General features: G+C 70.6%; 12 protein-coding genes and 1 CRISPR repeat array (1 of these 13 running past the window's edge). Of the genes, 10 read left to right on the plus strand and 2 right to left on the minus strand.

All coding sequences use genetic code 11. The features are described from left to right. A CRISPR array of direct repeats spans positions 1–620; the repeat unit is 29 nt; unit sequence GTGCTCTCCGCGCGAGCGGAGGTGAGCCG; it begins 446 nt to the left of the window's first position. A 200-nt stretch (positions 621–820) separates the two neighbouring features. Further along, on the minus strand, positions 821–1,480 hold the full coding sequence (locus P8A18_RS34390) for a DUF6207 family protein (protein WP_371933729.1): 660 nt from the start codon (positions 1,478–1,480) through the stop codon (positions 821–823). Between P8A18_RS34390 and pcaDC the strand changes: the two genes are divergently transcribed. The 8 genes from pcaDC to P8A18_RS29150 all read left to right on the plus strand — a co-directional run bounded on the left by pcaDC (position 1,410) and on the right by P8A18_RS29150 (position 8,097). Beyond that, entirely contained in the window at positions 1,410–2,687 is a 1,278-nt protein-coding gene (pcaDC, locus tag P8A18_RS29115; protein ID WP_306059290.1) for a bifunctional 3-oxoadipate enol-lactonase/4-carboxymuconolactone decarboxylase PcaDC, read from the plus strand. The genes P8A18_RS34390 and pcaDC overlap by 71 nt on opposite strands. A gap of 12 nt (positions 2,688–2,699) precedes the next feature. Then, positions 2,700–3,380: an MBL fold metallo-hydrolase gene (locus P8A18_RS29120; RefSeq protein WP_306059292.1), complete on the plus strand. Its 681-nt coding sequence runs from the start codon at positions 2,700–2,702 to the stop codon at positions 3,378–3,380. Between the two features lie 48 nt (positions 3,381–3,428). Continuing rightward, the gene (locus tag P8A18_RS29125) at positions 3,429–4,208 is read left to right on the plus strand and encodes an exodeoxyribonuclease III (protein WP_306059293.1); all 780 of its coding nucleotides are present in this window, start codon (positions 3,429–3,431) and stop codon (positions 4,206–4,208) included. A 115-nt stretch (positions 4,209–4,323) separates the two neighbouring features. After that, positions 4,324–4,764 (plus strand): DUF6278 family protein, encoded by a 441-nt coding sequence (locus P8A18_RS29130; protein ID WP_306059295.1) that lies wholly within the window; start codon positions 4,324–4,326, stop codon positions 4,762–4,764. Positions 4,765–4,898: 134 nt separating this feature from the next. Continuing rightward, the gene (locus tag P8A18_RS29135) at positions 4,899–5,642 is read left to right on the plus strand and encodes an amino acid ABC transporter ATP-binding protein (protein ID WP_018552710.1); all 744 of its coding nucleotides are present in this window, start codon (positions 4,899–4,901) and stop codon (positions 5,640–5,642) included. A 13-nt stretch (positions 5,643–5,655) separates the two neighbouring features. Further along, complete coding sequence (locus P8A18_RS29140; protein WP_306059297.1) at positions 5,656–6,567, plus strand: glutamate ABC transporter substrate-binding protein; 912 nt, start codon at positions 5,656–5,658, stop codon at positions 6,565–6,567. Between the two features lie 16 nt (positions 6,568–6,583). Continuing rightward, positions 6,584–7,228 (plus strand): amino acid ABC transporter permease, encoded by a 645-nt coding sequence (locus tag P8A18_RS29145; protein ID WP_018552708.1) that lies wholly within the window; start codon positions 6,584–6,586, stop codon positions 7,226–7,228. Next, positions 7,225–8,097, plus strand: a complete 873-nt coding sequence (locus P8A18_RS29150) for an amino acid ABC transporter permease (RefSeq protein WP_306059299.1) — start codon at positions 7,225–7,227, stop codon at positions 8,095–8,097. Before P8A18_RS29145 ends, P8A18_RS29150 begins: the two co-directional genes overlap by 4 nt. Positions 8,098–8,182: 85 nt before the next feature. Here the strand turns inward: P8A18_RS29150 and P8A18_RS29155 are convergent, their stop codons facing one another. Then, positions 8,183–9,457: a L,D-transpeptidase gene (locus tag P8A18_RS29155; protein ID WP_306059301.1), complete on the minus strand. Its 1,275-nt coding sequence runs from the start codon at positions 9,455–9,457 to the stop codon at positions 8,183–8,185. A gap of 180 nt (positions 9,458–9,637) precedes the next feature. On the opposite strand from P8A18_RS29155, the gene P8A18_RS29160 reads away from it, so the two are divergent. Then, positions 9,638–10,795 carry a lipid II:glycine glycyltransferase FemX gene (locus tag P8A18_RS29160; RefSeq protein WP_306059303.1) on the plus strand — a complete coding sequence of 386 codons (1,158 nt, stop codon included), beginning with the start codon at positions 9,638–9,640 and terminating at the stop codon, positions 10,793–10,795. Next, a complete protein-coding gene (murJ, locus tag P8A18_RS29165) occupies positions 10,792–12,483 on the plus strand; it encodes a murein biosynthesis integral membrane protein MurJ (RefSeq protein WP_306059305.1) in 1,692 nt (563 codons plus the stop codon). Before P8A18_RS29160 ends, murJ begins: the two co-directional genes overlap by 4 nt. Positions 12,484–12,496: the final 13 nt, after the last annotated feature.

Consider the following 12,496-nt stretch of genomic DNA (forward strand, 5'->3'; position numbering starts at 1 on the left):
AGGTGAGCCGTTTGCGACCCTCGATGTCCTGCGTGTCGGTGGGTGCTCTCCGCGCGAGCGGAGGTGAGCCGGCGTTCGAGCAGCTGCGGCATACGCAGGGCGCGTGCTCTCCGCGCGAGCGGAGGTGAGCCGGCGACCGCCTCCCGTACATCAACATCGCGAACGTGCTCTCCGCGCGAGCGGAGGTGAGCCGTACTTCAACGACAGCGCCACCCTGTTCGGGCCGTGCTCTCCGCGCGAGCGGAGGTGAGCCGGCGATCTCGTGCCTGCTGTCGGGGACGAGCTAGTGCTCTCCGCGCGAGCGGAGGTGAGCCGGATTACAAGGTTGAGTGGTTCTACGGGGACCCGTGCTCTCCGCGCGAGCGGAGGTGAGCCGTAGCTGGTGGCCAACTGGACAACGATCTCGCCGTGCTCTCCGCGCGAGCGGAGGTGAGCCGGACATGCCGTCTCCTAGGGGGTGAGCCGCAGTGTGCTCTCCGCGCGAGCGGAGGTGAGCCGACGTCACTGCCGATCGTGTAGATCGTCCGCAGGTGCTCTCCGCGCGAGCGGAGGTGAGCCGTCGTCGCCGTCCGCCTCGGGCGGCGGGGTCTTGTGCTCTCCGGGCGAGCGGAGGTGTGCCGACCAGACAGTCTCGGTGACGGATGCGGAATTGGTGCTCTTCGTGCCAGGTGAAGCCACCTGCACCCCCGGGGGGATCATCCAGTCCCGCCCCGCCGCACTGACCTGCTTGATCCTGCCGCGAGGAGATGTCCTGAGCCTTGCTGCCCACGGATCAAAAGCCGGTATCCGGCGTCGGCGCCGAGACGGCACCGTCGGCCGCTCACCTGCACTCGTTGCATCGCTCGCCGCGACCGTGCCTGGCCTCCCGCCAGTGCTGCTTCTTCAGCGCCCAGAATGCTTTTTCGTATGCCTGCCGGACCCGCAGGCATTCTTCCCGCTCCTCCTGGTCCAGATGCGACCAGCAGGCTCCGGGGTCTTCCGTACCGTATCCGCGCGGCCACTCCGCTGCCTGCCGCCCGCACACCCGCTGGTCATTCCTGCGGCGCACACACGTCGACTTCACATCGTCCAGTCGCCCACCCCATGGCGGGAAGGGGAAGCGAACCCAGTCGCTGGGGAGGGCCCGGGTCCCGCCGGGCGCCGGCAGCGAGGTGGCCAGATGCACTCGCGCGGTGTAGGCCGCCGACCCGGGGAGCTGCCGGGCTGTGGGTGGTTCGCTCGATGCCCATGTCGTTGCGAGGAGCTCGGCGATTCGCAGGAGGGCTGGCTCGTCGGCCGCGACGATGTCGACGTACCCCGTCCCGGGACCGGACAGATGCCTCGATGTGTGGTCTTCCATGTCCTGGCAGACGGTCGCCGTCTGGCTGGGGTTTCGGGCACGGCCGGTGAGACGTGAGAGGGTGCGGGGCGTGAGTGATACACCGCCGAACACCCTGCAATACCGCTTTGACGGGCCAGAAGACGCCCCGGTCCTGGTCATCGGCCCCTCACTGGGTACCACATGGCATATGTGGGACAGACAGATACCCGAGCTCACCCAGCACTGGAGAGTCTTCCGCTACGACCTTCCCGGACACGGCGGCGCGCCCGCCAGGCCCGCCAGTGCCGTGGCGGAGCTGGGCGACCGGCTGCTGGCCACGCTCGACGGGGTCGGGGTGCAGCGCTTCGGTTACGCGGGGTGTTCGATCGGCGGGGCGATTGGGGCCGATCTCGCGCTGCGGCATCCGCAGCGGGTCGCCGCGCTCGCGCTGGTGGCGTCCTCGGCCCGGTTCGGCAGCGCGGACGAGTTCCGTCAGCGCGGGGTCATCGTCCGTACCAACGGCCTGGAGCCCATGGCGCGCACCGCGCCGGAGCGGTGGTTCACGCCCGCCTTCGCCGCCGCGCAGCCCGCCATCGTCGAGTGGGCCGTCCAGATGGTGCGGACCACCGACCCGGGGTGCTACATCGCCGCCTGCGAGGCCCTGGCCGCCTTCGACATCCGTACGGAACTGGCCCGCATCCCGGTCCCCACACTCGTCCTCGTCGGGGCGGAGGACCGGGTGACCGGTCCCGGTGACGCGCGCACCCTGGTCGCGGGCATACCGGATGCCCGGCTCGCGCTGGTGCCCGGCGCGTCCCACCTCGCGCCCGTCGAGCAGCCGGGGGCGGTCACCGATCTGCTGCTGACCCACTTCTCGGCCGCCTGGCAGGACACGCAGGCGGGCATCCCGATGCCGCAGTCCGTGCCCCGGCTCACCACCCCGGTGCTGCCCGTCGCGGAGATCGGTACGGCCGAGGAGGAGCCGGAGGCCGTGGCAGGCGGGCGGGCCGACCCGTACGCGCCGGGCATGCGCATCCGGCGGGAGGTGCTGGGCGACGCGCAGGTGGACGGGGTGATGGCGGCCGCCGACGACTTCACCGACGAGTTCCAGCAGCTCGTCACCCGGTACGCCTGGGGCGAGGTCTGGAGCCGGGAGGGGCTGGACCGGCGTGCCCGCAGCACCGTCACGCTCACCGCGCTGGTCGCTTCGGGGCGGCTGGAGAGCCTGGCCGCGCACACCAGGGCGGCCCTGCGCAACGGGCTCACACCGGCCGAGATCAAGGAAGTGCTGATGCAGACGGCCGTGTACTGCGGGATTCCGGCCGCGAGCGCGGCGTTCACGATCGCCCAGTCGGTGATTCAGGCGGAAACGACGCCTCCGGAGTAGCAGGATGGAACCATGACTGCCGAGAACTCCCAGAACGCCGCGAGCACCGAGCCGATCGCGCTCACGCTGACCAAGAAGTCCCACTCCTGCATCCGCCTGGAGAAGGGCGGGCGCACGCTCGTCATCGACCCGGGCGGCTTCTCGGAGCGGGACGCGGCGATCGGCGCCGAGGCGATCCTGGTGACGCACGAGCACCCGGACCACTTCGACGAGGAGCGGCTGCGGGCCGGTCTGGAGGCCGACCCGGCCGCGGAGATCTGGACCCTGCGCAGCGTCGCGGAGCGGCTGGGCGCGGCGTTCCCGGGGCGGGTGCACACCGTCGGCGACGGGGACACCTTCTCGGCCGCCGGGTTCGACATCCAGGTGCACGGCGAACTCCACGCGGTGATCCACCCGGACATCCCGCGCGTCACCAACATCGGCTTCCTGATCGACGGCTCCGTCTTCCACCCCGGCGACGCCCTGACGCTGCCCGGCCGGCCGGTCGACACTCTGATGCTCCCGGTGATGGCCCCCTGGAACAAGATCTCCGAGGTCATCGACTACGTCCGCGAGGTGAAGCCGCGCCGGGCCATCGACGTCCACGACGCGCTGCTCACCGACCTGGCCCGCCCGATCTACGACCGGCAGATCGGCGAGCTGGGCGGCGCCGGTCACGGCCGGATGGCACCGGGCGACTCGACGGACCTGTGACAGCCGCCGCCCCGGCGGCTGTCAGTGGCAGGCGCTAGGTTTACGTACATGCGCATCGCCACCTGGAACGTCAACTCGATCACCGCCCGTCTGCCGAGGCTGCTGGCCTGGCTGGAGAGCAGCGGCACGGACGTGCTGTGCCTCCAGGAGACCAAGTGCACGGCTGAGCAGTTCCCCTCGGACGCGCTCCGCGAAGCCGGCTACGAGTCCGCGGTCCACGCGACGGGCCGGTGGAACGGGGTCGCGCTGATCTCCCGCGCCGGCCTGTCCGACGTCGTGACGGGCCTGCCCGAAGGACCCGCCTACGAGACCGCGCAGGAGCCCCGCGCGATCAGCGCGACGTGCGGCCCGGTGCGGCTCTGGTCGGTGTACGTGCCCAACGGCCGCGAGGTCGCCCACGAGCACTACGCGTACAAGCTGCGCTGGCTGGAGGCGTTGCGCAAGGCGGTGGCCGCCGACGCCGCGGGCCCGAGTCCGTTCGCCGTGCTCGGTGACTTCAATGTGGCCCCGACCGACGAGGACGTCTGGGACCCGGCCCTGTTCGAGGGGGCCACGCATGTCACCCCCGCCGAGCGGGAGGCCCTGGCCGCGCTGCGCGAGGAGGGGCTGTCGGACGTGATGCCCCGCCCCCTGAAGTACGACCACCCCTACACCTTCTGGGACTACCGCGAGCTGCGCTTCCCGAAGAACAGGGGCATGCGCATCGACCTCGTCTACGGAAACGCCCCTTTCACCGCCGCGGTGCGGGACAGCTACGTGGACCGCGAGGAGCGCAAGGGCAAGGGCGCGTCCGACCACGCCCCGGTGGTCGTCGACCTCGACCTCTGAGCGCCGCCCCTCCCGCCTCGGGTGAACGCGCGGTGACCGTGTGGTGTTCAGCACTCGAACGACAGGCCGCGCGTCCTGTGGTGCCGAAGCCGACCGGGATGCGACCCTGAGCGGTATGAACATCCCTTTCTTGGACAACTGGCGTAAGCGTCACGAGGGGGCGCGGGAGGCGGGGCTCGCGGCGGCCGTCGACGTCGATCCGGAAGGTGTGGCCGCGCTGCTCGCCGAGTGCGAGCTGCTCCGCGTCAGAGTGGGGGAGCGCGGCATCGAACTGGACGACAGTCCGGCCTCGTTGGCCGCGCTCGACCAGCTGCCGCCGCGCTGGCGCGACGACCCGGAGGAGCTGCCCTGGCTGGGCAACGACGCGGGTCTCTACCTCGGTACGGTCCTGGTGCGCAATGTCCCCGGGGCGCTCTGGCACATCTGGCCGAGCGGCCAGCCCGTCGTACGGCTCGCCTCGGGGCGTGAGATCGACGTGGTCGAGGCCGGTCTGGACTGGGCGATGTCCGGCAGCCCCGAGCTGTCCCAGGTGTACGCGGAGTCCGCCGAGGGCTGACCCGGCCGCCCGGCGGGACGCGCGAAGAGATAAAACGCCTTATGCACCATTGGTGCGTGTCGGGCCACAACCCCCTTGCCGGGCTGGTTAGTTTGCGCTGACCTCGACCGAGCGACAAGGGGGTAGGGCAGCGTATGGCCGTCGATCCGTTGATCGAGCTGCGAGACGTCAATAAGTTCTACGGGAAGTTGCACGTACTGCAGGACATCAATCTCACCGTCGGCCGCGGGGAGGTGGTGGTGGTCATCGGCCCGTCCGGCTCCGGGAAATCGACGCTCTGCCGGACGATCAACCGGCTGGAGACGATCGAGTCGGGCCACATCACCATCGACGGCGAACCCCTCCCCGAGGAGGGCCGGGGTCTGGCCCGGCTGAGGGCCGAAGTCGGCATGGTCTTCCAGTCGTTCAACCTCTTCGCGCACAAGAGCGTGCTCGCCAACGTCTCCCTTGCCCAGGTCAAGGTCCGCAAGCGGAAGAAGGACGAGGCCGACCAGCGGTCCCGGGAACTGCTGGAGCGGGTGGGACTCGCCGAGCACGCCGACAAGTTCCCCGCGCAGCTCTCCGGCGGACAGCAGCAGCGCGTGGCCATCGCCCGTGCCCTCGCCATGGATCCGAAGGCCCTCCTGTTCGACGAGCCGACCTCGGCCCTCGACCCGGAGATGATCAACGAGGTCCTGGAAGTGATGCGGCAACTCGCCCGCGAGGGCATGACGATGGTCGTCGTCACCCACGAGATGGGCTTCGCCCGCTCCGCCGCCAACCGCGTCGTGTTCATGTCCGACGGCTGCATCGTCGAGGACCGCACCCCGGAGGAATTCTTCACCGCCCCGGAGAGCGACCGGGCCAAGGACTTCCTGTCCAAGATCCTCAAGCACTGACGGGAGGCCCGAGTTGCGTACGAGGAAAGTGCTGGCCGCCTGCGCCGGCCTGCTGCTCGCCGTTCTCGCCGCCGGCTGCGGCAAGAACGGCAGCCCGCCGGTCAAGGGGCCCAAGGCCGGGGAGCTGCCCGTCTACAAGGTCGACACCGGCTTCCGGCTGCCGGACTCCAGGACCTGGACGCAGGCGAAGAAGCGCGGCTATCTGCGGGTGGGGGCCAAGGAGGACCAGCCCTACCTGGGTGAGAAGGACCCCGCGACCGGCGTCTACTCCGGCTTCGACATCGAGATCGCCCGGATGATGGCGGCGTCCCTCGGCTTCGACCCGAAGACGATCCGGTTCAGGACGATCGCCTCCGCCAACCGCGAGACCGCGCTCCAGAACGGGCAGATCGACTACTACGTCGGCACCTACACCATCAACGACATGCGCAAGAAGCTCGTCGGCTTCGCCGGCCCGTACTACATGGCGGGCCAGGGGCTGCTGGTGCGCACCGACGAGGACGACATCCACGGGCCCCAGGACCTGGCGGGCAAGACGGTCTGCTCGGCGGCGGGTTCGACCCCGTACCAGCGGATCGCCGCCGACTACCCGAAGGCGAAGCTGGTCGCCTACGACACGTACTCGATCTGTGTCGACAACCTGCTGACGTTCCAGGTCGACGCGGTCACCACCGACGACGCGATCCTGCTGGGCTTCGCCGCCAAGGCGCCCGATGAGATGAAGGTCGTCGGCAAGCCGTTCTCCGAGGAGCCGTACGGCATCGGGGTCCCGCGCAGCGACAACGCGCTGCGCCTCGCGCTGGACGACGCGCTGGAGGCCAACGAGAAGAACGGCAACTGGAAGAAGGCGTTCGAGGCGACGCTCGGCCTGTCCGGCACACCCGCGCCCAAGCCGCCGCCCATCGACCGCTACCCGGCGAACTGAGAGGACGGCCGATTCCATGGACGTACTCACCGACAACTTCTCGCTCTACGGCAAGGGCTTCCTCGGCACCGTCGAACTCACCGTCTACGCCTCGGTCCTGGCGATGGTCCTCGGCTTCGTCATGGCTTCCTTCCGGGTGGCGCCCGTCGGCTCGCTGCGGGTGATCGGCACGGTCTGGGTGACGGTCCTGCGCAACACCCCGCTCACCCTGCTCTTCTTCGCCGTGCTCCTCGGCCTGCCCCGCTTCGGCCTGGTGCTGCCGTTCAACGTGTTCGCGGTCCTGGCGCTCGGCTGCTACACCTCGGCGTTCATCTGCGAGGTGCTGCGCTCCGGCATCAACACCGTGCCCACCGGGCAGGGCGAGGCGGCCCGCAGCCTCGGGATGACCTTCGGCCAGACCCTCGGCAATGTCGTCCTGCCGCAGGCGTTCCGCTCGGTGATCCCGCCGGTCGGCTCCACACTCATCGCGCTCGCGAAGAACTCGGCGATCGCCGGGGCGTTCAGCGTCACCGAACTGCTCGGCACCTACAAGACCCTCAACGAGCTGGGCTACAGCATCATCTGGACCTTCGTCTGGATCGCCGTGGGATACCTCATCATCACCCTCACCATCAGCGCGCTCTTCCACGTCATGGAAAAGCGCTGGGGAGTCGCCCGATGACCGCCCACTCCACCCCCTCCGCGACCGTCCTCTACGACATCCCGGGACCGCACACCCGTAAACGGCACCGCGTCTACGGGATCGTGTCGACCGTCCTGCTCCTCGCCCTGGTCGGCTGGGTCATCCATCTGCTGTTCGACACCGACCAGTTCACCAGCGCCAAGTGGTCGCCCTTCGAGTACAAGGGCATCCAGGAACTCCTGCTGCGCGGACTCGGTAACACCCTCAAGGCGTTCGCGTACGCCGCCGTCCTCTCGCTGGCGCTCGGGGCCGTCCTCGCGGTGGGGCGCCTGTCCGAACACCGCCCGGTGCGCTGGGTCTCGACGGTCCTCGTGGAGTTCTTCCGCGCCATGCCCGTCCTGGTGATGATCTTCTTCATCTTCGTGGCGCTGAAGGTGCAGCCGCTGCCCGCGCTGGTCGCCGGGCTCACCCTGTACAACGGCTCGGTGCTCGCCGAGGTGTTCCGTACCGGCATCAACTCGGTGGAGCGGGGCCAGGGCGAGGCGGCGTACGCGCTCGGCATGCGCAAGACGCACGTCACCACCTACGTACTGGCGCCGCAGGCCATCCGCGCGATGCTGCCCACCATCATCAGCCAGCTGGTGGTGGCCCTGAAGGACACCTCGCTCGGCTACCTGATCACCTACGAGGAGTTCCTCCACGCGGGCAAGCTCATCGCCTCCAACCTGGACTACGATCTGCCTTTCATCCCGGTGGTGATGGTGATCTCACCGATCTACATCGGGATGTGCATGCTGCTCTCCTGGTTCGCCACGTGGGTGGCCAGGCGGCAACGGCGCAATCCGAAGACGGAGGCGGTGGGCGTCGGCCGGGCCCAGCCGGGAACGCTGATGCCGGGAGCGCGGTAGTCACGGGAGCGGTGCCCGACCGGCAGCAGCCGGTGATCACTTCTCGCGCCGCGGGAAGAAGGTCAGCTGCGAGCCGGCCGGGCCGTCAGGCGAGTGCGCTCTTCGCCTGCCAGTCGGACCAGGAGACGTTCCATGCCCCGTAGCCGTTGCCCTCCGCGACCGTGCCCTTGGCGTCCGCGCCGGTGATCTCGAACGGGTCACCGACGTGGGCCTGCCGGTAGAGGGACGCCGCGTCCGCGTCGCTCATGCCGACACACCCCGAACTGTGGTTGGCCCGCCCGAAGTACGCGGTGTTCCAGGGGGCGGCGTGGGCGTACATGCCCGACCAGGTCAGCCGCATCGAGTAGTCGACCATCTTGTCGTAGGTGTGGCCCAGCCCCACCGTCTCGGAGCGCATGTTGATCGTGCCCTCCTTCGCCATCAGCACGGCCGTGCCCCGCCACGACGCCTTGTCGCCGCCCGGCGTGCCCGCCGACATCGGCACGTCCATGACCGTCCGGCCGTCCCGCCGCAGCGCCAGCCGGTGACGGTCGAGGTCCACCTTCACCACCTGGCTCGCGCCCACCGTGAAGGTTGTGGCGTAGTCCCGTACGAAGAAGCCGCCCGAGGGGCCCGAGTCGACGCCGTTCAGCTGGGCGTCGAGCGTGATGCGCGTACCGGACTTCCAGTACTCCTTGGGGCGCCAGTCGACGCGGTCGCGGCCCGAGTAGTCGCGCAGCCAGCCCCAGGAGCCCTCGGTGTTGTTCGAGGTGGACACCTTGAGCGCCTTCTCGACGGCCGCCCTGTCCTTCACCGGGTTGTCGAACACGATCGACAGCGGCTGGGCGATGCCGACCGTGGTGTTCTTGCCGGGTGCCAGCGCCAGCTTGTTCACCTTCGCCGCCGCCGCGGTCGTGAACGAGGCCGTGTCGCTGCCGCCTCCGGTGTCCCGTGCCTCGACGCGGTACGCGGTGCCGGGCGCCGCCGCCCGGTCCGAGGTCCAGGTCCGGCCGTCGGCGGATATCCGGCCGGTGAGCGCCTTTCCCTCCGCGGCCGAGACGGTGACCTCGCGCAGCTTTCCGGCCGCCAGGGTCACGGTCACCGGCTTGCCCGCGGCGGCCGCGGTGCCGTGCGGGTTCACCGAGATGCTGGTCCGCGCGGCCTTCGAAGGACCGGAGTCCCCTCCCTGGCCGGCGTCGGCCCGGCCCGAAGCGGCGACGCTTCCGGAGCAGGCCGTGAGAGCGATGCCGAGCACCGCGGTGCCGGCGGCGAGGGCGAGCCGGGCGGGGCGCGGCGGGCGCGCCGGCGAGACAGAGGCGGGAATCGCGGGAATCAACGGAAGAACCTCCAGGGCCTTGCTCGTTCGTCGGTGGAGAGGCATGCGGCGGAGCCTAAGTTCCGTAAATCCGTGGAAAAGCAGGAAATCCCTGTGTGACAAGAAGTGCGGCGCAACGGTCATCGTCCGGTCACATGCGGCGCGCGGACCGGTCACGGACCGCTGTGAGCATCCTGTGCAGCCCCGCAGAGCAGACCGCGGGACCCACGAGGAAAGGCCACGGACATGTCAGCGCTGCTCGCGACCGAGGACCGCAGCCGTGAACTACGCATACACGGCCTGACGGCGGACGAGCACCGTGCGCACCTGGCCACGCACGCCGACGCCGGCTTTCTGCAGCACCCGTCGTGGGCGGGTGTGAAAGAGGGATGGTCGTCGGAGAGCCTCGGCTGGCACGACGGGGACGGGGTGCTGAGCGGCAGCGCGCTCGTCCTCTACCGGCAGTTCCCCGGCACCCGGAAGTACTTCGCCTATCTTCCGGAAGGGCCGGTCGTCGACTGGGCCGACCCCGGCATCGACCGGTGGCTGCGGCCGCTGCTCGCCCATCTGCGCGCTGCCGGGGCGTTCGCCGTACGCATGGGGCCTTCCCCCGCCTACCGCCGCTGGGACACCCCCCGGCTCAAGGCCGCCACCGGGCCGGGCCGCACCATCCCGGACGTCCTGGCCAGCGAGGTCGACCCGCTCGGCGCGGCCGTCGCGGACCGGCTGCGGGCACGCGGCTGGCAGCGCTGCGGCAAGGACGGCGACGACGCCGACGCCCAGCCCCGGTACGTCTTCCGGGTGCCGCTCGCCGGACGCGGCACCGAGGACCTGTGGGCCGGGCTCAACCAGGAGTGGCGGCGCAATGTCCGCCGCGCGGGGAAGGCGGGGGTGCGCGTCGTGACCGGCAGCGCCGCCGAACTGCCCGAGTTCCACCGGCTGCTGCGGATCACCGAGGAACGCGACGGCTTCCGCCTCGGGCGCTCCCTCGCCTACTACCAGCGCCAGTACGCCGTGCTCAACGCCGAACAGCCGGGCCGGATGAGGCTCTGCCTCGCCGTCCACGAAGGCGAGATCCTCGCCGCGCACACCGTCATCAGCACCGGCCGGCGGGTCTGGTACCAGACGGGCGCCTCCGCCGACCACCGCCGCGAGGTCCGCCCCAGCAACGCCCTCCAGTGGCAGCTGATGTGCGACGCCCGGGACGGGGGCGCACAGGTGTACGACATGCGCGGGGTATCCTCCACCCTCGATCCCGACGACCGGCCCTTCGGGCTGCTGCGCTGGAAATTCGGCACCGGCGGACACGTCGTGGAAACCCTCGGAGAGTGGGAGACATCGGTGGGCGGAGCCGCCAACAACACGCTGTACCGGGCATTCCGGGCCTACCTGGCGCGCCGGTGACGGCCGCCGACGCCGCCCCCGCGGCAGACGCCCCCGAACAGTCCGCGAACCGCGGCTCCGGCTCGGTGCTGCGCAGCGGCGCCGTGATGGCCGCCGGCTCCGTCGTCTCGCGGGCGACGGGGTTCATACGCTCGGCGGTCGTCGTCGCCGCGCTCGGCACCGGACTGCGGGCCGACGGCTACACGGTCGCCAACACCGTGCCCAACATCCTCTACATGCTGCTGATCGGCGGCGCCCTCAACGCGGTCTTCGTCCCCGAACTCGTCCGCGCCGCCAAGGAACACAGCGACGGCGGCGCCGCCTACACCGACCGCCTGCTGACCCTGTGCACGGCAGGTCTGATCGCCCTCACCGCGCTCGCCGTCATCGGCGCACCGCTGATCATCTCGGTCTACGCCCCCACCTACGACGGCGAGCAGGCCGAACTCACCATCGCCCTGGCCCGCTACTGCCTGCCGCAGATCCTCTTCTACGGCCTGTTCACACTCCTCGGGCAGGTGCTCAACGCCCGTGACCGGTTCGGCGCGATGATGTGGACGCCCGTCCTCAACAACGTCGTGATCATCGCGGTGTTCGGGCTCTACCTCTGGACGGCCGCCGGCTCGGACGGCACCCTCACCTCCGCGCAGGCCCAGTGGCTGGGCTGGGGCACCACGGCGGGCATCGCCGTGCAGAGCCTCGCGCTGGTGCCCTCCCTGCGGGCCGCGAAATTCCGCTGGCGGCCGCGGTTCGACTGGCGCGGCAGCGGACTCACCCGTCCGCTGCGCGCGGCCGGCTGGCTCGTCATGCTCGTCCTGACCAACCAGGCCGCCTACTGGGTCGTGACCCGGCTCTCCACCGCGACCGGCCAGCACGCCGTGGACCAGCATGTCGCGGGCGGCGCCGGCTACACCGCGTACAGCTACGCCTATCAGCTGTGGGTGGTGCCGCAGGGCATCGTGACCGTCAGCCTCGTCACCGCGCTGATGCCCCGGATGAGCCGGGCGGCGGCCGGCGGCGACCTGGCCGGGGTGCGGCGGGACCTCTCGTACGCGCTGCGCACCTCCGCGGCCGTGGTCGTCCCCGCCGCCGCCCTCCTGCTGGCGCTCGCGCCCTGGGTGATGGGGTCGGTCTTCGGCTACGGACGCACGGGGCCGGCGGACATCACGGTGATGGCGGGCATGATGGCCGCGTTCGCCCCCGGGCTCATCGCCTTCTCCGGTCAGTACGTGCTCTCCCGGGGCTTCTACGCGATGAGCGACACCCGCACCCCCTTCCTGCTGAACCTGGTCATCGCCGCCCTGAACGCCGGGCTCTGCGTCGTCGCCTACCTGCTGCTGCCCCCGCGCTGGGCGGTGACGGGCATGGCGGGCGCGTACTCGGTGGCCCTGCTCACCGGCTTCGCGTTCACCGCGTACGTCCTGAACCGCAGGGTCTCCCCGGCCGGTGCCGGGCGCCCCTCGCTCACCCGCTCGCCCGGGGTACGGGCCCACGCGCGGCTGACGGCCGCCTGCGTGCCCGCCGGGCTGCTGGCGTACCTGGCGGCCCGCGCCGTCGACACGGACGGGTCGGGATCCGGGGACCTCGCCGCGCTGGGCGCGGGGACCGTCGTCCTCGCCCTGGTCGTGGCGCTGCTGGCCCGCCCCCTGGGACTCACCGAGGTCAGCGCCGCGCTGAACGCCGTCCGGGGCCGGCTGAGGCGCACCTGAACCGGGCCCCGAC

This window comes from Streptomyces sp. Mut1 (genome assembly GCF_030719295.1).
In the GTDB taxonomy this organism is placed as follows: domain Bacteria; phylum Actinomycetota; class Actinomycetes; order Streptomycetales; family Streptomycetaceae; genus Streptomyces; species Streptomyces castrisilvae.

Coding starts and splice junctions, on each gene's coding strand:
- P8A18_RS34390 (WP_371933729.1), bottom strand. CDS start 1,480: ATGACCAGGACCGGGGCGTCTTCTGGCCCGTCAAAGCGGTATTGCAGG.
- P8A18_RS29155 (WP_306059301.1), bottom strand. CDS start 9,457: ATGCCTCTCCACCGACGAACGAGCAAGGCCCTGGAGGTTCTTCCGTTG.
- P8A18_RS29150 (WP_306059299.1), top strand. CDS start 7,225: ATGACCGCCCACTCCACCCCCTCCGCGACCGTCCTCTACGACATCCCG.
- P8A18_RS29135 (WP_018552710.1), top strand. CDS start 4,899: ATGGCCGTCGATCCGTTGATCGAGCTGCGAGACGTCAATAAGTTCTAC.
- P8A18_RS29125 (WP_306059293.1), top strand. CDS start 3,429: ATGCGCATCGCCACCTGGAACGTCAACTCGATCACCGCCCGTCTGCCG.
- P8A18_RS29120 (WP_306059292.1), top strand. CDS start 2,700: ATGACTGCCGAGAACTCCCAGAACGCCGCGAGCACCGAGCCGATCGCG.
- P8A18_RS29160 (WP_306059303.1), top strand. CDS start 9,638: ATGTCAGCGCTGCTCGCGACCGAGGACCGCAGCCGTGAACTACGCATA.
- P8A18_RS29145 (WP_018552708.1), top strand. CDS start 6,584: ATGGACGTACTCACCGACAACTTCTCGCTCTACGGCAAGGGCTTCCTC.
- P8A18_RS29130 (WP_306059295.1), top strand. CDS start 4,324: ATGAACATCCCTTTCTTGGACAACTGGCGTAAGCGTCACGAGGGGGCG.